This window comes from Microbacterium sp. NPDC078814 (genome assembly GCF_040702645.1).
GTDB lineage: Bacteria > Actinomycetota > Actinomycetes > Actinomycetales > Microbacteriaceae > Microbacterium.
Genome location: NZ_JBFBLT010000002.1, coordinates 575,853 through 600,536 on the forward strand (window position 1 = coordinate 575,853; position 24,684 = coordinate 600,536).

Below are 24,684 nucleotides of genomic sequence, written 5' to 3' on the forward strand. Positions count from 1 at the left end.
TCGAGCGGTAGGTTCCGACAGGGCCGAGCGGTAGATTCGGCATGTGACTGCTCGTGCTGGAACCCGACCCACGGCTCTGCGGAGCCCCGTTCAGATCCCGACGCGCGCCGTCGACGCCGACCAGCCCGGAACCCTGCGGACCACCCGGATCCCGCTGCTGGACGGCACGCCGGTGGTTCCGGGAGGCTTCCCCGCCAAGGCGTTCGCAGGCGAGGTCGTCCCCTTCCGCGTCGTGGCGTTCCGCGAAGGGCACGACCTCATCGGCGTGCACGTGCGACTGACCTCACCGGCCGGCGAAGAGAGCCTGCACCGGCTCACGGCGCTCGCCGACGGCACCGATCGCTGGGAGGCGGAGATCGCCCTCGATGCGGAGGGCCTCTGGCGGTATCGCTTCGAGGCGTTCTCCGACGACTTCGCCACCTGGGCACACGCCGCGCACGTGAAGATCGCCGCCGGGGTGGACGTCCCCGTGATGGCCGCCCTCGGAGCCGAGCTCCTGCAGCGGGCGGCTGCCGAGAAGGACCGCCCCGCAGCGCAGCGCACGCGCCTCAGGACCTGGGCGGAGGAACTCCGGGCCGGCGACCCCGTCGTCGCCGCCGAACGTGCCGTGGACCCCGATCTCGCGGCGATCTTCCGCGATCGCCCCGTCACGACGCTCCGTTCCGCCTCCGCGGAGCAGCTCCTCCGCGTGGAGCGCACCCGCGCCGGAGTCGGCGCCTGGTACGAGTTCTTCCCGCGGTCGGAGGGAGCCCGCCGCCTCAAGGACGGAACGGTCCGCAGCGGCACGTTCCGTACTGCAGCGAAGCGCCTGCCCGAGGTCGCCAGGATGGGCTTCGATGTGATCTACCTCGTCCCCGTGCATCCCATCGGCACGACCAACCGCAAGGGTCGCAACAACACCCTCGTCGCCGAGGCCGGGGACCCGGGCTCGCCGTACGCCATCGGAGCGGCGGAGGGCGGGCACGATGCGATCCACCCTGACCTCGGCACCCCGCAGGACTTCCGCGCCTTCGTGCGGGCCGCGCGGAAGGAGGGACTGGAGGTCGCCCTCGACCTCGCGCTGCAGGCCTCTCCCGACCACCCCTGGGTGCGCGACCACCCGGAGTGGTTCACCACCCTCCCCGACGGCACGATCGCGTACGCCGAGAACCCGCCGAAGAAGTACCAGGACATCTACCCGCTGAACTTCGACAACGACCCGGAGGGGATCGCCGCCGAGATGCTCCGGATCGTCCGGCACTGGGTGGCGGAGGGGGTTCGGATCTTCCGCGTGGACAACCCGCACACCAAGCCGCTGCAGTTCTGGGAGTGGCTGATCGCGACGGTGAACGAGACGGATCCCGACGTGATCTTCCTGGCCGAGGCGTTCACCCGACCGGCGGTGATGCGCGCGCTCGCCGCGGTGGGCTTCCAACAGAGCTACAGCTACTTCACGTGGCGCAACACCAAGGCGGAGCTCGAGGAGTTCCTCACGACGATCTCCCACGAGACGGCCGACTACATGCGCCCGAACCTCTTCGTCAACACGCACGACATCCTCACCGAGTATCTCCAGTTCGGCGGACGCGCGGCCTACCGCATCCGCGCCTGCATCGCCGCCACCGCGGGCCCCGTGTACGGCGTGTATGCGGGATACGAACTCATCGAGAACGTGGCCCGCCCGGGTTCCGAGGAGAACATCGACAACGAGAAGTACGAGTACAAGTTCCGCGACTGGGCGGGGGCCGAGGAGCGCGGGGAGTCGCTGGCTCCGCTCCTGCGGCGGCTGAACGAGATCCGTGCGGCGCATCCGGCGCTGCGGCAGCTGCGCAACCTCGAGCTGCACTGGAGCGACGATGACGCCATCCTCGTGTTCAGCAAGCATCTCGACGCCGCCTTCACCGGAACCGGGCGGCCGGACACGCTCATCGTCGTCGCGAACGTCGACCCGCACTCGGTGCGCGAGACGACCGTCCATCTCGACACCACACGCTGGGGCGTCGCCCTGGGTGAGAGCTACGAGGTGGAGGACCTGCTCACGGGCAGCGTCTGGACCTGGACCGATCACAACTACGTCCGGCTCGACGCCTTCGCCGAGCCGGTCCACATCCTGAAGGTGAGGGAGCGCGCATGAGCGGCATCGACGACACCGCGAACGCCGAGTGGGAGGCCGTGGCGGAAGGGCGGCACCACGCACCGCACGCCGTGCTCGGCGCCCACCCCGGGAAGGATGCGGCGGATCGGGCCGTGACCGTGATCCGGGCTCGCCGTCCGCTCGCCGAGACGGTGGAGGCGGTCTTCGACGACGGCAGCCGCCTGACGCTCACCCACGTCGCGCAGGGGGTGTGGGAGGGCACCCACCCCGGACCGCCGCTCCCCTACCGTCTCGCGACGCGCTACCGCGGCGAGGAGGAGAGCGTCGCGGGCGACCCGTACCGTCACGCGCCGACCCTCGGCGACCTGGACCTTCATCTGATCGCCGAAGGCCGTCACGAGCGGTTGTGGGAGGCGCTGGGAGCCCATCCCCGCACGCAGGGCGACGAGCAGGGCGTGTCCTTCGCCGTCTGGGCGCCCGATGCCACGGCCGTCCGTGTGGTGGGCGATCACAACGGCTGGAACGGCGAGAGCCACGCCATGCGCTCGCTCGGCGCGAGCGGCGTCTGGGAGCTCTTCATCCCCGACCTCCCCGTCGGGACCCGCTACAAGTTCCAGATCCGGACGCGGAGCGGCAGCTGGATCCTCAAGGCCGACCCGATGGCGTTGGCGGCGCAGGTGCCGCCGGAGACCGCCTCCGTCGTGACGGCGTCGTCCTACGTCTGGGAGGACGGCGCGTGGATGACGCGTCGCGCCGCCACGCATGCCGTCGCGCAGCCGCTGGCGGTGTACGAGGTGCACGTCGGCTCCTGGCGGGGCGGCCTGGGATACCGCGATATGGCGGATCCGCTGATCGCGCACGTGCAGGAGACGGGGTTCACTCACGTCGAGTTCATGCCGCTCGCCGAGCATCCGTTCGGCGGATCCTGGGGATACCAGGTCAGCGGCTACTACGCGCCGACGAGCCGGTACGGCTCCCCCGACGACCTGCGCTACCTCATCGACCGCCTGCACCAGGCCGGCATCGGCGTCATCATGGACTGGGTGCCGGGCCACTTCCCCAAGGACGACTTCGCCCTGGCGCGCTTCGACGGTCAGCCCCTGTACGAGCACCCCGACCCCCGGCGCGGAGAGCACCAGGACTGGGGCACGCTCATCTTCGACTACGGTCGTCCCGAGGTCCGCGGCTTCCTCGTCGCCAACGCGCTGTACTGGCTCGAGGAGTTCCACGTCGACGGTCTGCGCGTCGACGCCGTCGCCTCGATGCTCTACCTCGACTACTCGCGCCGCGAGGGTGAGTGGGAGCCGAACATCCACGGCGGACGCGAGAACCTGGAGGCGATCCGCTTCCTCCAGGAGGTCAACGCCACCGCCTACCGCCTGCACCCCGGGATCCTCATGATCGCCGAGGAGTCCACGAGCTTCCCCGGTGTCACCGCGCCGACGGATCACGCCGGCCTCGGGTTCGGGTTCAAGTGGAACATGGGGTGGATGAACGACTCGCTGCAGTACATCGGCAGAGACCCGATGTACCGGGCGCACCACGAGGGCGAGATGACGTTCTCGTTCGTCTACGCGTTCGGCGAGAACTACGTGCTGCCGATCAGTCACGACGAGGTCGTGCACGGCAAGGGCAGCCTGCTGTCGAAGATGCCCGGCGACCACTGGCACAAGCTCGCGAACGTCCGCGCCTACCTCGCGTACATGTGGGGGCATCCGGGCAAGAAGCTGCTGTTCATGGGTCAGGAGTTCGGACAGCTCGCCGAGTGGTCGGAGGGGCGCGAGCTGGACTGGTGGCTCCGCGACCAGCCTTCGCACGCCCAGCTCCAGGACTTCGTCGCCGCGATGAACGGGGTGTACCGGGCGCAGGCACCGCTCTGGGAGCGCGACAGCGACGGCTCGGGGTTCACGCGGCTCGGGGCACCGAGCTGGGATCCGTCCGTGATCGCCTTCGAACGGCGGGACGCGCACGGCGGCCGTCTCGTCGTGGTCAGCAACTTCGCCGGCGTGGAGCGCACCGGGTACCGCCTGGGATTGCCGCGCCCCGGCGTCTGGCAGGAGATCCTGAACTCCGATGCCGACGTCTACGGCGGACGCGGTTCCGGCAACCTCGGGATGGTGGTCGCCGAATCCGGAGACGGGGGCACGGCGACGGCCTCGATCACGCTGCCGGCCCTGTCCACGCTGTGGCTCCGCCATCAGCCGGAGCCGCACGTCCCCACCGTGAACAACGGCTGACGGGGGTCTGCGCGGGGGCGTTCCCCCGCGCAGACCGCTCAGAAGAGCAGCGAGGAGAGCCGGTTGCGGGCCGCGATCACGCGCGGGTCTCCGGCTCCGATGAGACCGAAGAGCTCGACGAGGCGCTCGCGCACAGGCGTCCGCTGATCCGACGGCAGCTGCGCGAACAGGTCGAGCAGACGGCCGAACGCGTCGTCGACGTGTCCGCCGGCGAGGTCCAGATCGGCGACGTCGAACTGCGCCTGCACATCCTGCGGTGCGGCGGCGGCTGCTGCGCGCGCGGCCTGGAGGTCGAGCCCCTGCACGCGGTCGAGCAGGCGGACCTGACCGAGACCGGCGATGGCGTCCTCGTCGCGCGGGTTCTCGGCGAGGGCCTTCTCGTAGGCGGTGATGGCGGCCCGGTAGTCCCCGCGCTCGATCGCGGCGAAGGCCTCCGCGTGCAGCGGCGGCAGCTCGGGCTCGGCCGGGGCGGCGGCCTCGGCCGCCTCGCCCTCTCCGACGGGCAGCGACCCGGACACCCCGTTCTGCGCCGCTACCTGCAGCAGCTGCGCGAACACCTCGCGGACCTGCTGCTCCGGAACCGCGCCCGTGAACATGGGGACCGGCTGACCGGCGATGAGGGCGACGACCATCGGGATCGACTGCGCGCGGAAGCTCTGCGCGAGCTGCGGGTTGGCGTCGACGTCGACCTTGGCGAGGAGGACGCGTCCGCCCAGCTCACGGGTGACCTTCTCGATGATCGGGCTCAGCTGCTTGCACGGCCCGCACCACTCGGCCCAGAGGTCGACGACGACCGGCACCGTGCGGGAGAGCTCGAGCACCTGACCGAAGTTCTCATCCGTCGCGTCGACGACGACATCCGCGACCGGAGAGCCAGCGGGGGCAGTCGCCGAGCCGCCCGCCGGGGCGGAGGGGCGATGGCGCAGGCTGGACAGGTCGACGGCACCGCGCAGGGCGGCGGGAGAGATCTCGCTCACTTGATCACCTTCACGGACACGAGGTCCTGGCGCGACGCCAGGAGCCGGATCGGGTCGCTCGATCCCTGCGAGGGGACGGCGAAGAACAGCTGGAATGCATAGGTCGTCTCGGCGCCCTTGGCGGACTCGTTGGCACCGGTGAGGGCCTTGGCCTCCTCGTTGTCGCCGAAGCGGATCACCACATCGGACGAGGTGGGAGTGATCGTCTCGACGTCGAGCACGGAGACGGCGACGATGGCTCCGCTGTCCAGGGTCGTCAGGGAGACCGGGTCCTCCTCCGTCGGCGTCATGTCGAAGCCCGCCGTCGAGGTCTCAGCGGCACCGGCGTCGGCCAGCCCCTGCACCAGGCTCTGGCGGCTGTCGGTGATCGACTTCGCGAGGTTGAGTGCCAGCTCGTCGAACTGTCCGTACGACTCGCTCTTCTCCCCGTTGTCGACGACGTCCGCGAAGGCGGCGGCAACCTCGTCCGGGGGCACCGACAGGAACGCGGAGTCCGCGGGGACGAGGGAGGTGCCGAGCCAGCTCGCCGCCACCTCGGGAAAGGCCGCGTCGGCGGACATCTCGGCCATGTTCGTCACCTTGTAGTTGGACCAGGGGTCCGCCTGCGTCATGGTGAGGACGACGGGCGGCACGGTGTCGTCACCGGTGCTCTTCGAGAGCATGAGGACGGTACGCGGCCAGCGGTCGGTCGCCTCGGGAAGCACGACCTCGACGTCGTCGGTCGGGATCGCCGCCGGTGCGGGGCGGTCGGGCAGCTTCTCCCGCAGGGCGTAGTCGGTGGTGCGGGTCGCCAGCGCGGTCCCGTCCAGGCGCGTCGCTGCGAGATCGAGGTCCTTCTCCTCGTCGGCCTTCACCAGTGTCTCGGAGATCTCCCCGAGGATGCGGTCGGCCTGCGTCTCGGTGACCGCCGGGGGTTTCTGGTTGTCGGGCGCGATGACGGTGGGGCTCGGCGACGGCGACGCAGAGGCATCCCCGAACTCCGGCCAGGACTCGGCGCTGCAGCCGGCGGCCAGCACCGCGGTCAGACCGAGCGCGGGCACGACGAGCAGACGCCGACGACGGCGCGGGCGCACACTCTGCATGGCGTTCTTCCCCTCCGTGGGCTTCTCGTCGACGACCTCCGCGTCCTCCACGTCGTCCGTCCGCTCCGGAGTCTTCGGCTCCGTGCCGTCCGCGGCCTCGAGCGCCTCCCGCTCGGACGGCGGGAGCGCCGCCACGTCGATCGGCTGGGTCGTGGGCAGCGGCCCCGGCCCCTTCCGGCGCGGGCCGCGGCCACGGCGCTGGTGGCGGATCGCGAGCACGTAGAGCACGAGCCCCACCAGCAGCACGACTCCGCCCGCGACCATGAGCGGACCGGCGAGCGGGGTCCGCGTGTCCAGCGGCCAGGAGACGACGATGTCGTCCGGCGCGTCCTCGCTGCCGTCGTAGGCGATCAGCACGCTCGTCCCCTCGGGGAGCTGCATGGTGTCGGTGGAGAGGAAGTTCTTCTCGCTGAAGGAGTCGAGCCACAGGTCCGACCCGGCCGGATTGCGGCCGGCGGGCTCGGCGGACTCCTCGTCCTCCGGCGCGGGGGTCTCGGAGTCGTCCGGCGCGGGGGTCTCGTCCGACTCCTCCGGGTCCGGGGCCGCGACGTGCTCGACGAGGAGCTCGTCGTCGTCGCCGACCGAGACGTGGTTGTACTCCGCGTCAGAGAGCCACGCCTCCATGTCGGCCGTACGGCCGTAGCTCGCGAAGATCTCGCCCTCGCCGCGGATCAGCACCTTCTGCGCGCCCGGGTTCATCCGGAGCACATCGCCGTCCATCAGCACGTACGGAGCGGGCTCCTCGATGTCGACGCGGGCCTCCTGGGACGAAGGACCGACGAAGACGGTGCGTTGGGCGATCCCCGCACCGATCAGCACGGCAGCCAGCACGAAGGCCACGACGGCCCATACGAAACGCACGAATAGTCTCCTCACGCACCACGGCTTCCCGCCCGTGACGCCACACTCGACATTTCAGACTAGCGAAGTCACCTGTGTGTTGACCACGAGGCCCCTCCCCTGGCGACGCTGCGGCACGTCGGCGACGCGTCGTGGCCGGTCATGGGTAGCCTTGCTGCAGCCGTTCCGAGGAGTCTGCATGAAGATCCACAACCCGTTCCGCACCGCCCTCGTGGCGACACTCGGCGTGGGCCTCGGCATCGTGCTGATCAGCAGCGTGCAGACGCTGTCCACGGTGCTGCTCTACATCGGCACCGCTCTCTTCCTCAGCCTCGGGCTCGATCCGCTCGTCACGTTCCTCGAGCGACGGCGCCTGCCCCGCTGGCTCGCGGTCCTGGTCACGATCGTCGCCGTGCTGGCGGTCTTCAGCGGGATCGTGCTCATCGTCCTCCCGGTGCTGGTCGACCAGATCTCCCAGCTCATCGCGCAGATCACGGCGATCGTGCAGCGGGGAACCGCCATCGAGGACCTGCGCACGTGGATCCAGGAGACCTTCCCCAACCTCCGCGTCGACGACGTGTTCGCCTACGTCGAGGACTGGCTGGCGACGAACCTCGCCGAGATCGGCGGATCGATCGGTCAAGGCGTGCTCGTCGCCAGCGGGGCCGTGCTGAGCGGGGTGTTCGGCGCCTTCATCGTGCTCATCCTGACCATCTACCTCACGGCCTCCACCCCCTCGCTCAAGCGCGCGGTGTACCAGCTCGTGCCGGCGTCCAAGCGAGACCGCTTCATCGACCTCTCCGAGCAGATCACCGACTCCGTGGGCTACTACGTCATGGGGCAGGTCAGCCAGGGGGTCATCAACGGCATCCTCAGCGCCATCTACCTCACGATCATCGACGCGCCGTTCCCCGCCGTCCTCGCCGTCGTCGCCTTCTTCTTCTCGCTCATCCCCCTCGTCGGCACCCTGACGGGTTCGACGATCATCGTCCTCGTCTGCCTGATCCCCGGTCTCGGCTCCCCCGGCACGGCTCTCGCCGCGGCGATCTACTACCTCATCTACATGCAGATCGAGGCGTACGTGATCTCGCCGCGGATCATGAGCCGCGCCGTGTCGGTGCCCGGCGCCGTGGTGGTCGTGGCCGCTCTCGCCGGAGGAAGCCTGCTCGGTTTGCTCGGCGCGCTCATCGCGATCCCCGTGGCGGCCAGCATCCTCATCATCTACCGGCAGGTGCTGATCCCCCGCATGAACGAGCGGTGACCGGACCGTCGCTCCGCGTCAGCCCTCGACGGGCCAGTGCGTCGGCAGCGGCAGGGCCGACGGGTTGACCGCGGCGACGATCTCGGTGAGCACGCGCCTCGTCTGCGTCTCCCCCACCCACAAATGCTTCCCGCCGTCGACGGCGATCAGCTGCGCGTGCGGGATGCTCGCGAACCGCTCCCGGGCCTCGGCGGGGCGCAGGTAGTCGTCCAGCTCGGGGACGAGGATGACGACGCGGTGGTCGGTCGTCCCCCAAGCGGCGACCTCCTCCGCCGTCGCGCGGTGCAGTGGCGGCGAGAGCAGGATGATGCCCTCGATGTCGTGGTCGGCGCCGTACTTCAGCGCGAGTTCCGTTCCGAACGACCAGCCGACGAGCCAGGGGCGAGGCAATCCGCGGTCACGCACGAAGTCCATGGCGGCGGCGACGTCGAACTGCTCCGCAGCCCCACCGTCGAATGCGCCCTCGCTCGTGCCGCGCGGCGACGTCGTGCCGCGCGTGTTGAACCGCAGGACGGCGAGATCGGCCAGGGCAGGCAGGCGTGCGGACGCCTTGCGGATGATGTGCGAGTCCATGAAGCCGCCCGCCGTCGGCAGCGGATGCAGCGTCACCAGCGTGGCCACCGGGGCGGCCGTCTCGGGCACCGCCAGCTCGCCCACCAGCGTGAGCCCGTCTGCGGTGTGCAGCTCGATGTCCTCACGCGTCGCGGGGAGCTCGAGCGGTCCGCGGATCTCCATGGTCATGCGATCCTCCAACAGGGGGTGTGCCAGTGTCTGCGGTCGGCCAGCGCCGCCGCCTCGCCGAGGATGCCATCCGCCCGCCAGGCGACGAGATGCGCCGTCCCGGGGTCGACGGACCGGCCGCAGCCTGGGCAGACGTAGGCCTTCTGCGCCTGGACGGCGGAGACCGGCTGGACCGTCCACTCCACGCCACGACGCACCTCGGTGCGCTTCCACCCGGCGAGGAGGCGATCGAACGAATCCTCGCCCTCAGGGCGCGCGGAAGGACGACGACGTGAGCGGGGCATGGTGCCGGCTCACCACCAGTGGTTGGTGACCCAGAAGTTGTACGCGCCGGCCCAGCTGCCGTACCGACCGGTGGCGTAGCCGGTGGCCCAGCGGAGGTTGTCCACCGGGTTGTAGCCGTTGCCGGGCACCTTGCTGCAGGGAAGAGCCTGGACGAGCCCGCAGGCACCGGAGGAGGAGTTGGTGGCGTTCGGGTTCCACCCGCTCTCCCGCGACACGATGTAGTCGACGTACTGCCAGTCGCCCTGAGCGATGCCGGCCGCGGCCATCCACTCCGCCGGCGCACCGCCGCCGCTGTACGGCGGGAGACCCCCGCCGGAGGACCCTCCCTGCGAACCGGACGACGGCGTGCTCGCGGGAGCCGCCGGCTTCGGCTTGGGCTTGGGCTTCGGCTTGACGTACACCTCGAAGGACCCGCGCTCGACGGGGGTGATCGCTGCGCCTTCCACGGTGACGGTGAGGTTCTGCGTGTCCGCGAGAGCCGCCGCGTACACGGAGTCCGGAGCTTCCGTGGCGACCGGCTGCGCGAGGGCGACGCCGGTCGGAGCGACCATCGCGGCGGCGAATCCGACGACCGCGAGAGAGCTGAAGACACCGGCGACACCCCGGCGACGCGACCAGCGTCGCGTGCCTCGGGAGGCGGACGTGGCCGTCGCTGCGGGTACCAGCGCGGCGTCGCTTCGTTCGGGAATCATGTCGTTTCGGGAGTTCACGATGGTGGACAGTCTACGCATACCTGCCTGAACAGGCCATCAGGCAGGCTCAGCGGACCGCCAGGATGACGTCGATCGTGGCGTCGAGCAGCGCATCGACCTGCTCCTCGCGGTAGCCGCCGCGCTGCATGCGGAACGCCGCGGACCGCAGCTGTTCGGCGGTCAGCGGGTCGCCGTCGCGGAGGTACCGGACGATGCGGGAGGTGACGTGATCGACCTCGTCGACGCGGTACCCGAAGGTGAGGATTCCGGTGCGGGCGAACCGATGACGCCGCGGACGCGCGAGATGGTCGAGGATCACCTGTGCATCGGCTCTGGCCTGTTCCACCCAGGCTCCCGCTCCGCGGGCGCGCACGGCGCGCTCGCGCTCTCGGGCCGCGAACGCATCCTCGACCCGGCCGAGCGCGGCATCGACCTCCGCCACCGCATACCCCTCCTTCACGAGGGGGAACGAGGCGGTGCGCACGTCCTCGGCGGTGAGGTCGTCTCCTCCGCCCTCGAACGCCTGACGCGCCGAGGCGAGGAAGGTGTCGACGGCCGCACGGTGGTAGCCCTTGGTGCGACCGCTCGTGAGCGCGAACGCAGGCTTCGCCGTGCTGCGCTCAGAGGTGTCGACCCCGTCGTCGTTGATCACAGCACCGCTGTCGTTCATCAGAGCACCAACCAGGGAGAGAGGAGGAAGTACAGGCACAGGGCGGGGATGGTCGACAGCAGGATGCTGTCCAGGCGATCCATGAGACCGCCGTGGCCGGGGAGCCAGGAGCTCATGTCCTTGATGCCCAGGTCGCGCTTCAGCATGGACTCGCCGAGGTCGCCGAGCGTCGCGGACAGCAGGATCGCCGCCCCGAAGATCACGCCGCCCCACCAGGGCAGATCGAGGAGGAACAGGGCCAGGAGCACGCCCGCCGCCAAGGAGGCGACCACGGCGCCGCCGAAGCCCTCCCAGGTCTTCTTCGGGCTGATCCGGGGCGCCATCGGATGCCGGCCGAACGCCAGACCCGCGGCGTACGCCCCGGTGTCGGCCGCCACCGCGATCGCGATGAAGCTCAGCACCCACCACTGGCCGCCCTCCTGCTCGAGCAGGATGAGGGCCACGCCGGCGAGGAACGGCACGTACACCTGGATGAAACCGCCGATCACGGCGTCGGTGAGCACGTCACCGTAGGTGCGACCGTCCTTCGCGACCATCTGGGCGAGCAGCCGCCACACGATGACGAAGGCCACGGCGACGAACAGCATGACCCAGCTCAGCCACGGCTCGGCGAAGTACGCGGACAGCACCAGGAAGGTGGCCGCGACCAGCTGCGGGATCACATCCACGCGGCGTCCGGCCGCCCGCAGCGCCCGGGACAGCTCGTAGACGCCGAGGAGGGCGGCGGCCAGCGCGAACGGGACGAACAGCGCTTTGATGAACAGCAGCGATCCGAGGAGGGCGGCGCCGAAAGCGAGCCCGATCACGATCGCGAGCACGAGGTCGCGGCCGGTGCGCTGTTTGATGCGTTCGTTGGCCTGATCGAGCTGGTCGCGGGCGTGCGACACGTGCGTCCCGAACTCATCCCGCGCCTGGCGCCACTGCTCGCGGATCGCGTTGTGATCCGCGGTGTCCAGCCGCTCCGCCGTGACGGATGGAGCGGGAGGCGTGACGGGGAGCGGAGGACGCGGCGGCACGCTCCCGGCGTCGAATCCCGGGAACGACGCATCGCCGAGCGGGGCACCCCCATCGGAGACCCGGTCCGGCTGTGCCTCCCGGCGGGTCACCGGAGTGCCCTCCTCGGCGCCGCGCGATTCATCGGACATACGAGCTACACCTCGAGGAGTTCGGCCTCTTTGCGCTTGAGCGCGTCGTCGATGAGGTCGACGTGCTGACGGGTCAGCGCGTCCAGCTCCTTCTCGCCGCGGGCGATCTCGTCCTCGCCGAGCTCGCTCTTCAGAGCGTCGAGCTCGTCCTTCGCCTTCCGGCGGATGCCGCGGACGTGGACCTTGGCGTCCTCGGCCTTCGACTTCACGAGCTTCACGTACTCCTTGCGCCGCTCGGCGGTGAGCTCGGGCATCGTGACCCGTACGAGGTTGCCGTCGTTCGTGGGGTTCGCCCCGAGGTTCGGCATGTCGCGGATCGCCTGCTCGATCGCCTTGAGCGCCGACTTGTCGTACGGCGTGATGATGAGCGTGCGCGCTTCCTGGTTGGCGAGCGAGGCGAGCTGCGCCAGCGGCGTCGGCGTGCCGTAGTAGTCGACCAGCACCTTCTGGAAGAGCTGGGGGTTCGCACGACCCGTGCGCACCGTGGAGAAGTCCTCCTTGGCAGCCTCGACGGCCCGGGACATGCGGGTGGTGGTTTCAGCGAGGACGTCCGCGATCACGGTGGCTCCTATCGTCGGGGTGTTCTGGAAATTCTATCGGGAGCGGGCTCCCGTCCCGTGCAGGCGCTCAGGCCGTGACGAGCGTGCCGATGGGCTCGCCCAGGAGCGCGCGGGTCACGTTGCCCGCCGGCTCCATCCCGAAGACGCGCATGTCCATGTTGTTGTCCATGCACAGGCTGAACGCCGTGGAGTCGACGACCTTGAGTCCCTGCTGCAGCGCGTCGCGGTAGGTCACGCGCTCGATGCGCTCCGCGTCGGCGTGCTTGTTCGGGTCGGCGGTGTAGATGGCGTCGACGCCGTTCTTGGCGACGAGCACCTCCTGCGCGCCGATCTCCAGGGCGCGCTGCGCGGCCACGGTGTCGGTGGAGAAGTACGGCAGGCCTGCGCCGGCGCCGAAGATCACGACGCGGCCCTTCTCCATGTGGCGCTCTGCGCGACGCGGGATGTAGGGCTCGGCGACCTGGGTCATCGAGATCGCGGACTGCACGCGGGTGGCGGCGCCCGCCTGCTCCAGGAAGTCCTGCAGCGCGAGCGCGTTCATGACGGTGCCGAGCATGCCCATGTAGTCCGCTCGTCCGCGGTCCATTCCCCGCTGGCTGAGCTCCGCGCCGCGGAAGAAGTTGCCCCCGCCGACGACGACGGCCACCTCGACGCGGTCGACCGCGGCGGCGATCTCCCGCGCCATCTGGCTGACCACGTCAGGGTTCACGCCGAGCTGACCGGCGCCGAACGCCTCTCCGGAGAGCTTCAGGAGGACGCGGCGGCGTCCGGTGCGTTCAGTCATGGGGGATGTCCTCTCGTCCCGATTCAAGATAGTGCCTGGTGGGCATGAAGAAGGGGTTCGGATCGAGTGATCCGAACCCCTTCGACAGTGCTACGCGCCGACCTTGAAGCGCGCGAAGTCCGTCACGGTGATACCGGCGTCCTTCGCCACCTGGGCGACGGAGAGCTTGTTGTCCTTCGCGTAGTCCTGCTCGAGCAGGGCGACCTGCTTGATGAACGCGGCGACACGGCCCTCGACGATCTTCGGCAGGGCGGCCTCGGGCTTGCCCTCGTTGCGGGAGATCTCGGTGACGATCTCGCGCTCCTTCTCGACCGCGTCCGCCGGAACGTCCTCGCGGGACAGGTACGACGGGTTGGCGAACGAGATGTGCTGGGCGATGCTGCGCGCGGTCGCGGCGTCGTCACCCGTGTAGGCGACGACGACGCCGATCTGCGGCGGCAGGTCCTTGCTCGTGCGGTGCAGGTAGACCTCGACGCTGTCACCGGTGACGGTGCGCACGCGACGGAGCTCGACCTTCTCGCCGATGATGGCGGCCTCTTCCGAGATGAGCTGCTCGACGGTCTTGTCGCCCGCCGGAGCGGCCAGGGCGGCCTCGACCGAGTCGGCCTTCACGGCGGCGACGGCGTCGGCGACCTTGTCGGCCAGCGCGATGAAGCGCTCGTTCTTCGCGACGAAGTCGGTCTCGCAGGCGAGCTCGACGAGCGTCACGGCGCCGTCCTGCTCGCGAGCGACGACGAGGCCCTCGCTGGTCGAACGGTCGGCGCGCTTGGCGTTGCCCTTCGCACCCTTCAGGCGCAGGATCTCGGTGGCCTTCTCGACGTCGCCGTCAGCCTCCTCGAGCGCCTTCTTGGTGTCGACCATTCCCGTGCCGAGCTGCTCACGCAGCGCCTTGAGGTCGGCGATGGTGAAGTTGGCCATGTGTGGTGGCTCCTTGCTTCGTTGTGTGGGTGTACGAGGGATTACTTGGCGTCAGCGGCCTCGGCGGCGGCGACCTCGGCGGTCTCCTCACCGGAAGCGGCGGCGATCGCCTCGTCGTGCGCCTGGGCACCGGCCTCGTCGGCGGCCGGGGTCTCGACGACGGCGGCCTCGTCATCCGCGGTCACGACCTCGGCGGCGTCAGCGGACTCCTGCACGGGAGCCTCGAGAAGCTCCTTCTCCCACTCGGCCAGCGGCTCGGCGTCGCCCGACTCCGGGTTGTGCTTCTGCTGCAGGCCCTCGGCGGCGGCGTCGGCGATGATGCGCGTCAGCAGCGACACCGAACGGATGGCGTCGTCGTTGCCGGGGATCGGGTACTGGAAGTCGTCCGGGTCGGCGTTGGTGTCGAGGATGCCGATCACCGGGATGCCGAGCTTCTTGGCCTCGTCGATGGCGAGGTGCTCACGCTTGGCGTCGACGACCCAGAGGGCGGACGGCGTCTTGGTGAGGTTGCGGATACCGCCCAGCGACTTGTGCAGCTTGTCCAGCTCGCGCTTCTTGAGCAGCAGCTCCTTCTTCGTAAAGCCGGAGGCGGAGGGGTTCTCGTAGTCGAGCTCCTCGAGCTCCTTCATGCGGGCGAGACGCTTCGCGATGGTGGAGAAGTTGGTGAGGAGGCCGCCGAGCCAGCGCTGGTTCACGTAGGGCTGGCCGACGCGCGTGGCCTGCTCCGCGAGGATCTCCTGCGCCTGCTTCTTGGTGCCGACGAAGAGGATCGTGCCGCCGTGCGCCACGGTCTCCTTGACGAAGTCGTACGCCTTGTCGATGTAGCCGAGCGACTGCTGGAGGTCGATGATGTGGATGCCGCTGCGCTCCGTGAGGATGAAGCGCTTCACCTTCGGGTTCCACCGACGGGTCTGGTGTCCGAAGTGCACGCCGCTGTCGAGCAGCTGACGGATGGTGACCACAGCCATGGTCGTCTCCTGATTCTGGCGCGGGACGCGCCGTTGAGGTTGTCATGCCGACCGGACGGTCGGACATCCTGGTGCCCGGCTCACGCCCACCCGTTCGGAGACGGGACCTGCGGGAGTGGATGCCACGACGGAGTCGCTCTGGGCACGCGTAGTCACCCCGAGATCGAGGTGCTCGTCCAGCATACAGGATCATGCGCCCACAGCTCGTCCTCCCCAGCAGCGCAATTCCTGGTCTTCTCCCCTGCCTCCGGCCCCGGCGGAGAGAACCCGCTCCACCGGCCCGCACCGGCCACGCACACTCGCGTGATGACTCCTCCATCCCCTCCTCGCCCTCGCTCTTTCCCGCACCCCTCGCTGCTCCGGGTGCTGATCGCCACCGTGCTCGCCGCTGTCGTGCTCCTGTGCGGCGGTGCTCCGTTCCCGTCTCCTCCCGCCGCGCGAGCGTTGTCGGCACCGCACAGCCTCACGCCCGTGCCCGACGAGTTCGTCTCCGACGTTCCCTGGCGGTGGCCCGTCGAGGGGACTCGGCGCGTGAGCGTCGCCTACCGCGCGCCGGCGCACGCCTACGGTCCCGGGCACCGCGGTATGGATATCGTCGCGAGCGCGGGCGACGCCGTCCTCGCCCCGGCGGAGGGGGTGGTCGCGTACCAGGGCGTCGTCGTCGATCGCCCGCTGCTCACGATCCGACACGCCGACGGTCTCGTGAGCACGTTCGAGCCGGTGGAGTCGCCCCTGCGCGCGGGAGACCCGGTCCGCCGGGGCCAGGACATCGGCCGTGTCGCCACGGGCGGTCACACTCCCCCGGACGCGCTGCACATCGGGGTACGACGCGACGGCGAGTACCTCAACCCGATGGTGCTGTTCGGCGGTCTCCTGCGGGCGCGCCTCCTGCCCTGCTGCGACGGATGACCCGACGCGCGGGCTTCGCGCTCAGGCCCGAGGGTGCGCCAGACGATACGTCGCCGTCAGCCGCTCCGCCGAGACATGCGTGTAGATCTGGGTGGTGCCCAGGCTCGCGTGCCCCAGGATCTCCTGCACCGCGCGGAGATCCGCACCACCGTCCAGCAGGTGGGTCGCCGCCGTATGGCGGAGGGCGTGCGGACCGACGGTCTCGGCGCCGACGACGGGCGCGAGCGCACGGGCGACCACCTCGTAGACCGTCCGCGGACCGATACGTCCCCCGCGACTGCCGAGGAAGACGGCGGGCGACGCGGCGCCGGACCGCGCGAGCAGAGCCGGTCGAGCGCGGCGCAGGTAGGCGGTGAGCGCATCCCGCGCCGGCGCGCCGAACGGGACGACGCGCTCCTTGTCGCCCTTGCCCCGCACGAGGGCCGTGCCCCGATCGAGATCCAGGTCGTCGATGTCGAGGCCGCAGAGCTCGGAGACGCGGACCGCGGCGCCGTAGAGGAGCTCCAGCACCGCATGGTCGCGGAGGGCGGTGGGATCGCCCGAGGACGCCGCCTGCCGGTGTCGCTCCAACAGCTCCGTCATCGCGTCCTTCGATGCCACCGTCGGCAGCGTCTTCGCGCGCTTCGGCGCCACGAGCCGCAGGCTGGGGTCGAGGGGGACGATGTCCTGCTCGCGCGCCCAGCCGAAGAACGCCCGCGCGGTGGCTGCGCGTCGGGCCAGCGTCGCCCGGGCGTCACCACGCTGGGTCGCCTGCCAGAGCCATTCGCGCAGCATCTCCAGGTCGATCCGGTCGACCGGGCCGCCCCCGACGCTCGCCCTGAGGTCTCGCAGATCGGAGCGGTACGCCTTCACGGTCGCCGGAGAGAGCCGACGTACCTTCTCGAGGTGGTCGGCGAACGCCTCGACGGCGACCGCGAAGTCCATATCCCCAGCCTGCCGCTCCCCCGCCTTCAGAGCGACGCGCCCCGCCGGGCGCGACCGACGACGAGCGCTCCGCACCCCGTCAGCGCGTACCCCTAGGGCGCCGCGCCCCTTCCGCGCCAGCCGTCCCCGTCGCGGCGAGCGAGCCCGTCGAGGTCGAGCAGACCGAGCAGGGCCCTCGTCCGCTCGACGGTGAGACCCGCGCGCTGCGCGAGCTCCGCCTCCGTCCGAGCGGTCCGCGTGCTCAGCGCGCGGAGGAGCCCCACCCGCCCCTCGTCCGTCGCTTCACGTCCCCGGGGCGACCGGGCACCGACAGGGAGCATCTCGGCGACCTCCGCCGCGGAGGTGACGCACACCGCGTCGTATTCGCGCAGCAGCCGGTGACAGCCGGCCGAGGACGCAGACGTCACCGGACCGGGTACCGCGCCGAGCGGCCTGCCCAGCGTCGCCGCATGCCCCGCCGTATTGAGGGAGCCGCTGCGCCAGCCCGCCTCGACGACCACCGTGGCCTGCCCCAGGGCCGCGATCAGTCGATTGCGCGCGAGGAAGCGCCACCGCGTCGGCGCCGTGCCACACGGCACCTCGCTGACGACGACCCCGTCGACCGCGATCCGGGCCAGGAGGTTACGGTGACCTGCGGGGTACGGGCGGTCGACTCCCCCGGCGAGGACCGCGATCGTTCCCCCGCCGACGGTCAACGCGGCGCGGTGTGCCGCTCCGTCGATGCCATAAGTTCTTCTACCCTCTTGTGCGTGTTGCAACGCCAACTCCCGACGGCACGCGAGGCTCTACTCATGTCCACATACGCCGAGCGGTTCTGGAAGCTCTACTACGTACCGCGTTCAGTGCCTGTCTACGACGAGACGGCATTCTCGAGAGCACTGGATCTCTCCGATTCAAGCGACGCAACGATCCAATTGCCTGCGCGCCTGGTTTCCCGCCCCTTCCTGATCAGTCAAGCCGGCGAGCTTCATACTGCTGTGAACAGCTTCTTTGCTAGCGCGAAGATGCGTAACAGGGCAGAGGATACGAACAAGAGGTACGCACGCTCCCTCGTGGTTTGGGTGGAATTCCTGCACGGCCGAGGCGTGAGCTGGAAGGAGGCAGACGAGGAAGATCTCCTTGACTTCAAGTTCTGGCGCCGACACGATACCGAGAACTCAGGGAGGATCGCGGGCTCATCCTGGGCAAGCGATCTCGCTGCGTTCAGTGAGTTCTATAGGTGGGCTCAAGCGCGGCTGGACGGCCCCCCGCTGTTCGCATCCAATCGGTCGAACGCGCGCGTTCGCTATCCGTTCACTTCTCATGTAGGTCGTGAATCAAGCGACTTGAGGCCCACCGCCGTTCGACGCGCTTCAGTCAAGTGGTTGTCCCCCGGAGCGGTCGTTCGCTGGAGGAACGTTGGGATACACGGGCTAACGGCGGACGGCGAGGAGCGAGTTCGATGGAGACCGCGCTCACAATCGCGAGACGCCGCATTCGTTGACGGTCTCTACGGAAGTGGGCTTCGAGTGCAGGAATGGAGCAGCGTCCTCGTCGAGGAGCTCAGCCGTCGCTCGCTCCAGGGCTACTCCACGTTCCGACTCGCAGACGCCTGTGCCAAGGGCGGAAGAGGACACGCTTTCTGGCTTCGCGAGGATGCTCTGAACGCCGTTGCCGTATATGTGGAAACCGACCGAGCTCGAGCTGTGCGGCGAGGACGAGCCTCAGGACTCTACGAAAGCGATCAGTTCTCCCACGTCATCCAAGAAGTCCGAAGCAGGGAGGTCTTGATCCTCAGGGATCATAAACAGGATTCCCGCACCGCCTCAGTTCGGATGAATGATCTCAGCCCCGCCGAACGAAGCCGACTCTTGGTTGACGAAAAGGACGGGTACGCGCCAGCGATGCTTTGGCTCAACGAAGACGGCACTCCGCGCAGGAAAGGCGCATGGACGAAGACGTTCGAGCGCGCCAACGCTCGCGTTCGCCGAGCCGGTATCGAAGGGCTTATCTGCCACCCCCACATGCTGCGGCACAGTTTCGCACTGCGTTGGTTCGCAGTTGGGAGGACGATTTGGTCTAGACAACGATCCGCAATCGATGATGACCATGAGCGAGACTTCCGCGAACAGTTCGGAGACACGTGGTCCCTCGTTCAAACGATGCTTGGACACTCTGACGTGTCGACGACAAAGGAAACCTACTTAGAGCCATTTCGGAATCTCGAGGCGAAACTGCTTCTTGAGTATGGCCGCACGGCGCTCGATTCTGAAACCCTCGTTGGTCTCCTGGGGCAGGATCCACGAGTCCGCCTTTCCGACAACGGGAGCTGGGAGTGATGGCGCACGCGGCGATGCCTCAAGACAGCTATTCCCGGCCACCGTCGCTCGTTGACGATGGAACGCTATTGGCGGTCGAGTTTCGACCGGAAGGGGGCGGCACGCTGCGCGTGTTCCGCTTTGACAAGTTACCCGGGAAGCGACCGATGCAAGTCGCTCTTGCCGAGGGCTTTGCGCGCGTGTGTGGACCGGGAGGTACCCGGCGCACTGAAGAGTCTGCCCAAACGATGCACTCTCACGCTAGGACCATCCTTCGGCTGCTCTCCAGCGAGTCACCAGTCCCCGGATCACCCCAGGAACTGAGACCGGTCCACCTACACGAACTGCGTTTGAAGGGCAGTCGCTACAGCTCGTCGTTACTGCAGTCTTGGCGGTCGCTTCTTCGCGGGAATGCAAACCTCACCCCGCAGTTTCGAGAAGCGCTTTACGCTCCGCTTCCGCTCGGCGTCGAGAAGTCAAAGGTCAGTGCCTACTCTGAAGCCGAGTACCGGCAGATCCGCAGAGCCGCGCGTTCACGCGTTCGCCAAGCGGTGGAGCGGGTACGCGCGGCCGAGGGCGAGCTCGCAGCGTGGCGTACACGAGATACGACCGAATATGAGGGCGACCGGACGCGCGGAGCGCTTCTCGATCACATAGCTCACACGGGCGATGTCCCCCGTGATCGCCGAGGCATGATCCGACACAACGTCAACGACCGCGGAGCCTCGCAAGCGGCCAGAGACTTGTTTCCCTCATTCGCAGATGTCGCCGCTCTCACTGTTCTTATGATCTGCGCGACAGGTCATAATCTGACCACGGTCCTTCGGCTCCCCGCCGCGCATCTCAGAGCCGACGATCAACTTGAGGAAACACGAGTGACCCTCGTACGTGCGTCAAAGCCCCGCCGCGGACCGGAACGGTCTGAAATGGACCTTGCGTTTGTGGGCCCTGATCCGGTCTTCCCGGAGAAACTAGACCTCGAGTCAGATTTCGGACTTCACACGATCGCAACCGAGCTCTGTCGTCGGACGCGGCACTTCGCAGGCAGTGATCTGCTCTTGGTGGCATTCAGCCCCAAGTGGCAGAACTCGCGGGCTGCGTTTCGCCCGCTCCCCCAAGGCATCTTCGAGCAACTGACTCTGCTCGCTCCTGATGGGACCGAATTGCCGCGCGTCGACGCACGCCGCTTGCGGCGGTTCTATCTGCTGCGACATCAAAAACCCGTCGGCAACACCGAGCACACGCTCGCGGACCACTACCAGAGAACAGAACCCGCCAGTGTTCGCCAAAGCCGCGTTCTCGTCTCCGAGACTCTTGATAAAGAGGTGAAGCGGTTGAAGGCGAGGTCTGAGGTAATCACTCTCAGCCCCTCCGATCTCGAGTCGATTGCTGCCGACCCAGGGCCCGCCGCCGCCCGTCTCGGCATCGGCGAGGAACAACTGCGTTTGCTCGCGCAAGGGCAACTCGACACGGTCGCAACGGCATGCGTGGACAATACCAACGGCCCAAACAGCGCAGCCGGGAGCCCGTGTACCGCATCGTTCCTGCTCTGCCTTGGTTGCCCCAACGCCCGCTCAGAACCACGACACTTTCCCGTGCAGGCGCTTCTTAGCAAGAGGTTGCGCGATCGCCGCATCGTCACGACCGAAGCCGAATGGAACACGAGGTTCCGCACGCCAGATGAGCAACTGACGGATCTGCTGCAACGACAGCAAGTTGATGTCGAGAAGTACGCGTCACTCGCAAGTAAGCGACAAGAACATCTCGTTGAGTTGCTTCTAGACGGAAAGCTGGATCTGCGATGACGGCGCAACAACCTCGAGCCATCGACGTCATCTCAGCCGACGCACCAGTGTTCCATCGTCGGCCAACGCGGCCTGATGTTCCTGACAGCTCGCTTCCACGCTTCCGCGACGACATCTGGGACTTCAGCGTCAGCAACTTCGCAGATCACAGCACTAAGCAGCAGCTGAATTTCACCTCATACTCTCCCGCGTGGCGCACCCCGATGAAGACGTACTTCTGGATCCTGATCAACGAAGAAACGGCGCGCCCGATTCAGAATGGCCCCACTACCGGGCGGCGCACTCTGACCTCAATACCGCTCATGCAAGCGCCGCTGAAGCGAATCCTCGAATGGGTGGATGCTCAGGAGCTGAACAGCCTTCAGGACATCACCCCTGGCAACCTAGACGAACTCTTAGTGGAGATGGCCGGCCGTCAACTTCCGGATAGTGCCATGCGCGGGATAGTCACCGAGACGCGCCGGCTCTGGAGATACCGGGACCTCGTGCCCCCCACGATCCGCCTACCGCCAGCATCGCCATGGGAGGATTACCACCCACGGGACCTGCTCCGTCTCGCTCCCACTTCTTCCTCCAATCTCACTCCACGCATCGATGACGCGACTCTTGCGCCCTTGATGTCGTGGACCGTCCGTTTCGTCGAAGACTTCGCCGACGACATCATTGCGGCGTACCGCGACTACAAGAAGCTACTTGTCAATCAGTACCGATACCGCGCGCCCGGGCTTGATCCGTCCAAGATCCCCGGGATGAGGCGCACGAAGCTGGCCGAAGCTCTCGAGAGCCTGCGCTCACAAGGGAAGGGACTTCCTGGGCACACCGATAGGTCCGAGATCAACTGGACACACCTGGGTCGTCTGACCGGCTACTTCGGCTCTGCGCACGCTGGCTTTGACCGCGATGTCATCGCGACGAGTGGCTTGCCGGTGGATGTCGCGTCGTACCTGCGTCCCCTCACCGGCGGTCTCCTAGACGGCCTGCCGTGGATGGACCCCTCGATTTGCTGGGGTGACGCGGTAGTGCTAGCGGATCACCTGACCACCGCCTGTTTCATCGCGATCTCCTACCTCACGGGCATGCGTCCAGGCGAGGTCTTAAGCATCCGACGGCGTTGCATCGAGTTTGATCCCCAGAGCGGGCTCTGGACATTGCGGGGCGTGCGCTGGAAGTCGGCCATTGGATCCGATGGATCGCGGATGGACCACGGTGAGGTTAGGCCGGAACCGTGGGTTGTACATCCCGTCGGGGCGCGAGCAGTCCAGGTCCTGGAGTTGCTACACGACGAGGAACTCCTTTTTCCGAAGAATCTGAGACCGACAGCGCAGCGCGGGTCGACTCCTTCAGGAAAACTGCGTGCCGGAACCGCAAGGACGTCGGCGCGGATGACCACGGACATCACGCGTTTCATTGAGTGGGTGAACCGCTATTGCAGCGACACCGACCGAGCGGACACCATCCCGGTGGATCCCGCTGGGCCGCTTACGGGCAGCAGGTTCCGACGAACGCTGGCCTGGCACATCGTGCGACGGCCGGGAGGGCTGGTCGCAGCGGCAATCCAGTATGGCCATGTTGCGACACATATCACCCAAGGCTACGCAGGAAACTACGCATCAGGTTTTCCTTCGGAGCTCGCACTCGAGCGCTGGCTTGAGCGCGTGGACAATGCAGTCGATCTCGATCACTACCTCGGCGCGGGCGGGCATGTAAGCGGGCCCGCGGCTGGAGCATTGCGCCACCGAACCGCGCGCGCGGTCGCGAAATACGCCGGTCGCTACGTTCCCACCAGACGCCAGGCGGAAACGATGCTGACAGATCCGTCGCTTCAGGTATTTCAAGGCGATGGGTTGCACTGCGTCTTCGATCTGGAGACAGCACTGTGCGCCCGAACTGCCGCTGGGCCCGTGCTCGGCGATTGCCGTAGCGCCTGCAAGAACGTCGCGCGCACGGACGCCGACGTTGACGACGTACGTTCCGCGATCATCGAGATCGAACAGGACACGCTTGCGCCACCTATTCGATACGGCCGGGCACAGCAACTCATAGATAAGAATCGACAGATTATCGAAGAGCACCAGGAGAGCAGCACACATGAGCATCGATGACGTATCAAGCCCGGCCGGAGCAAGAGCAGCAAACGAACGCGAGGAGGTGAGAGCTCGGCTGAAGCAGGCTGCCGACGACCTCCTCGAAGGGCGGGTGGCTGGACCACTCACTGGAGTGCGACTTGTCGAAGTCGCAGGAGTGAAGCGACATCGCCTCACCCACGACAATCCGGAGCTCGCCCGAGCTTTTCTCGCTCGTGCGAGAGAGATTAATCGCACCAAACCCGAGGTCGAGCGCCTGCGAGCAAGCCTCGATAAAGAGCGAGTCCGCAACCGACGGCTCATTCGAGAACGTGATGCCCTCGCCGCGCAGGCGAAAGCCTACGCCGCCGCACTCCTGATCGTCACCGAGGAGCGAGATCGGCTCCGCTCAGGTTCCGGGCGAGCGAAAGTTACTCCAATTCGATAGGACTAGCGATTTCGAAGGTCGGGGACCGTCGACGGGAGAAGCTGCTCCAGTGGGACGTCGAAAACCTGTGAGATCGCAATGACCGAACGTAAAGCAGGGTTCGAGGGGGTGCCCCTGCGCGACTCGCCCTTCTCATACTGCCTGTAGATGAACCGACTCAGATTGGCCCGGCTGGCGACCTCTTCCTGACTCAAGCCCGATTCAAGCCGGAGTCGACGCAGCTGGACGGCAAGGTGCCGGACGAAGACGCCCCACTCCTCATCCGCGCTTGCCCTTAGCCTGCTCACTCTTCAAGCGTTCCGAGGAACGCTTACCGGTATGGGCTTACACGTATGCCATAATTTCGTTGGCCATACGAAACAATCGACTACCGCCGGATCCTCTCCACTCTGCACGTGTGCTGCCTGCCCTACGGACACCGCGGTCGCACCGCAGGGCAGGCCCGATGCGTGCGACCGCGATTGTGACGGTGATCGTGGCGAACAGGCGATGGACGGCTTGGTGGCGGGACATCAATCATCCCCCGCCCGCCTCGTGGCGCTACGCGTTTGAAGAGTTCACGAGGGACGACGCGGCGGACGAGTGGGCACTCGCGGCAGCGATCTTCATCGCCCAGTATCGTCGTCGGCACTCTCAAGGGCCGACCTTCCGGGAGCTATTCGAACACCTGCTTCCTGATACGGGAGGTGTTCCATCGGCTCTCCCGTCAGAATGGGAGGCACTGGATCGCCGCCGCGGAAGCAACGGCTTCCGTCGCCACGTAGCAATCGAGTGGCGCCGTCGCGGCTACATCGGCTACGAAACGCAAGTGACGCGAAGCCTGCGAGTGGGCCCGCGGTTTCGTGAGCAATCTCGAGCGCTCAACACTCGAGCGCGAGATCGCCTCGAGCTTCAAGACGCTGCACGCCTCCTGGAGTCCCGCGGGGTGGTGGTCTTTCGGGCCCGCGGCGTCGTGACCGCGACGGGGTGAGCCATCGTGCGATGGTCAGTGAGAACGACCAAGA

The 24,684-nt window shown here is 67.8% G+C and carries 21 protein-coding genes and 1 pseudogene; 8 read left to right on the forward strand and 14 right to left on the reverse strand.

Going from position 1 to position 24,684, the window contains the following annotated elements:
* Positions 1-154 precede the first annotated feature (154 nt).
* Together AB0300_RS06090 and glgB are read left to right on the forward strand one after the other, a co-directional pair.
* Positions 155-2,113: an alpha-1,4-glucan--maltose-1-phosphate maltosyltransferase gene (locus AB0300_RS06090; RefSeq protein WP_303709176.1), complete on the forward strand. Its 1,959-nt coding sequence runs from the start codon at positions 155-157 to the stop codon at positions 2,111-2,113.
* Positions 2,110-4,311 (forward strand): 1,4-alpha-glucan branching protein GlgB, encoded by a 2,202-nt coding sequence (gene glgB / locus AB0300_RS06095; RefSeq protein ID WP_366215646.1) that lies wholly within the window; start codon positions 2,110-2,112, stop codon positions 4,309-4,311. Before AB0300_RS06090 ends, glgB begins: the two co-directional genes overlap by 4 nt.
* A gap of 38 nt (positions 4,312-4,349) precedes the next feature.
* On the opposite strand, the gene AB0300_RS06100 is transcribed toward glgB, so the two are convergent.
* Both AB0300_RS06100 and AB0300_RS06105 read right to left on the reverse strand, forming a co-directional pair.
* Positions 4,350-5,288 (reverse strand): tetratricopeptide repeat protein, encoded by a 939-nt coding sequence (locus AB0300_RS06100; protein WP_366215647.1) that lies wholly within the window; start codon positions 5,286-5,288, stop codon positions 4,350-4,352.
* Positions 5,285-7,231: a glycosyl transferase gene (locus AB0300_RS06105; protein WP_366215648.1), complete on the reverse strand. Its 1,947-nt coding sequence runs from the start codon at positions 7,229-7,231 to the stop codon at positions 5,285-5,287. The genes AB0300_RS06100 and AB0300_RS06105 overlap by 4 nt, the downstream gene beginning before the upstream one ends.
* A 178-nt stretch (positions 7,232-7,409) precedes the next feature.
* Here AB0300_RS06105 and AB0300_RS06110 point away from each other — a divergent pair, with 178 nt between their 5' ends.
* Complete coding sequence (locus tag AB0300_RS06110) at positions 7,410-8,471, forward strand: AI-2E family transporter (protein WP_025103365.1); 1,062 nt, start codon at positions 7,410-7,412, stop codon at positions 8,469-8,471.
* Positions 8,472-8,489: 18 nt separating this feature from the next.
* Here AB0300_RS06110 and AB0300_RS06115 read toward each other — a convergent pair whose 3' ends face one another.
* The 9 genes from AB0300_RS06115 to rpsB form a co-directional block, all read right to left on the reverse strand.
* Complete coding sequence (locus tag AB0300_RS06115; RefSeq protein WP_025103364.1) at positions 8,490-9,206, reverse strand: alpha/beta fold hydrolase; 717 nt, start codon at positions 9,204-9,206, stop codon at positions 8,490-8,492.
* Positions 9,207-9,208: 2 nt separating this feature from the next.
* Positions 9,209-9,496 (reverse strand): hypothetical protein, encoded by a 288-nt coding sequence (locus tag AB0300_RS06120; RefSeq protein ID WP_025103363.1) that lies wholly within the window; start codon positions 9,494-9,496, stop codon positions 9,209-9,211.
* Positions 9,497-9,505: 9 nt separating this feature from the next.
* Positions 9,506-10,207, reverse strand: coding sequence for a transglycosylase SLT domain-containing protein (locus AB0300_RS06125; RefSeq protein WP_240183555.1), 702 nt, complete (start codon positions 10,205-10,207; stop codon positions 9,506-9,508).
* 49 nt (positions 10,208-10,256) lie between these two features.
* Positions 10,257-10,838 carry a DivIVA domain-containing protein gene (locus AB0300_RS06130; RefSeq protein WP_366215664.1) on the reverse strand — a complete coding sequence of 194 codons (582 nt, stop codon included), beginning with the start codon at positions 10,836-10,838 and terminating at the stop codon, positions 10,257-10,259.
* A gap of 20 nt (positions 10,839-10,858) precedes the next feature.
* A complete protein-coding gene (locus tag AB0300_RS06135; RefSeq protein WP_366215649.1) occupies positions 10,859-12,004 on the reverse strand; it encodes a phosphatidate cytidylyltransferase in 1,146 nt (381 codons plus the stop codon).
* Positions 12,005-12,009: 5 nt separating this feature from the next.
* Positions 12,010-12,564, reverse strand: coding sequence for a ribosome recycling factor (gene frr / locus AB0300_RS06140; RefSeq protein WP_062766584.1), 555 nt, complete (start codon positions 12,562-12,564; stop codon positions 12,010-12,012).
* A gap of 67 nt (positions 12,565-12,631) precedes the next feature.
* Positions 12,632-13,348 carry a UMP kinase gene (gene pyrH / locus AB0300_RS06145; protein ID WP_025103358.1) on the reverse strand — a complete coding sequence of 239 codons (717 nt, stop codon included), beginning with the start codon at positions 13,346-13,348 and terminating at the stop codon, positions 12,632-12,634.
* 90 nt (positions 13,349-13,438) lie between these two features.
* Entirely contained in the window at positions 13,439-14,266 is an 828-nt protein-coding gene (gene tsf, locus AB0300_RS06150) for a translation elongation factor Ts (protein WP_025103357.1), read from the reverse strand.
* A 41-nt stretch (positions 14,267-14,307) separates the two neighbouring features.
* Positions 14,308-15,234, reverse strand: a complete 927-nt coding sequence (rpsB, locus tag AB0300_RS06155; RefSeq protein ID WP_366215650.1) for a 30S ribosomal protein S2 — start codon at positions 15,232-15,234, stop codon at positions 14,308-14,310.
* A 306-nt stretch (positions 15,235-15,540) separates the two neighbouring features.
* On the opposite strand from rpsB, the gene AB0300_RS06160 reads away from it, so the two are divergent.
* A complete protein-coding gene (locus AB0300_RS06160) occupies positions 15,541-16,143 on the forward strand; it encodes a M23 family metallopeptidase (protein WP_366215651.1) in 603 nt (200 codons plus the stop codon).
* Positions 16,144-16,164: 21 nt separating this feature from the next.
* Here the strand turns inward: AB0300_RS06160 and AB0300_RS06165 are convergent, their stop codons facing one another.
* Together AB0300_RS06165 and AB0300_RS06170 are read right to left on the reverse strand one after the other, a co-directional pair.
* On the reverse strand, positions 16,165-17,067 hold the full coding sequence (locus tag AB0300_RS06165) for a tyrosine-type recombinase/integrase (protein ID WP_366215652.1): 903 nt from the start codon (positions 17,065-17,067) through the stop codon (positions 16,165-16,167).
* A 92-nt stretch (positions 17,068-17,159) separates the two neighbouring features.
* A pseudogene (locus AB0300_RS06170) lies at positions 17,160-17,795 on the reverse strand (DNA-processing protein DprA); the annotation flags it as partial.
* Between the two features lie 63 nt (positions 17,796-17,858).
* Between AB0300_RS06170 and AB0300_RS06175 the strand changes: the two are divergent.
* From AB0300_RS06175 to AB0300_RS06190, 4 genes are all read left to right on the forward strand, one after another.
* Positions 17,859-19,385: a site-specific integrase gene (locus AB0300_RS06175; RefSeq protein WP_366215653.1), complete on the forward strand. Its 1,527-nt coding sequence runs from the start codon at positions 17,859-17,861 to the stop codon at positions 19,383-19,385.
* Between the two features lie 905 nt (positions 19,386-20,290).
* Positions 20,291-21,169 (forward strand): hypothetical protein, encoded by an 879-nt coding sequence (locus AB0300_RS06180; RefSeq protein WP_366215654.1) that lies wholly within the window; start codon positions 20,291-20,293, stop codon positions 21,167-21,169.
* Positions 21,166-23,271, forward strand: a complete 2,106-nt coding sequence (locus AB0300_RS06185; RefSeq protein ID WP_366215655.1) for a hypothetical protein — start codon at positions 21,166-21,168, stop codon at positions 23,269-23,271. Before AB0300_RS06180 ends, AB0300_RS06185 begins: the two co-directional genes overlap by 4 nt.
* Complete coding sequence (locus tag AB0300_RS06190; RefSeq protein WP_366215656.1) at positions 23,258-23,680, forward strand: hypothetical protein; 423 nt, start codon at positions 23,258-23,260, stop codon at positions 23,678-23,680. The genes AB0300_RS06185 and AB0300_RS06190 overlap by 14 nt, the downstream gene beginning before the upstream one ends.
* 2 nt (positions 23,681-23,682) lie before the next feature.
* On the opposite strand, the gene AB0300_RS06195 is transcribed toward AB0300_RS06190, so the two are convergent.
* Positions 23,683-23,967, reverse strand: a complete 285-nt coding sequence (locus AB0300_RS06195) for a helix-turn-helix transcriptional regulator (protein WP_366215657.1) — start codon at positions 23,965-23,967, stop codon at positions 23,683-23,685.
* Positions 23,968-24,684: the final 717 nt, after the last annotated feature.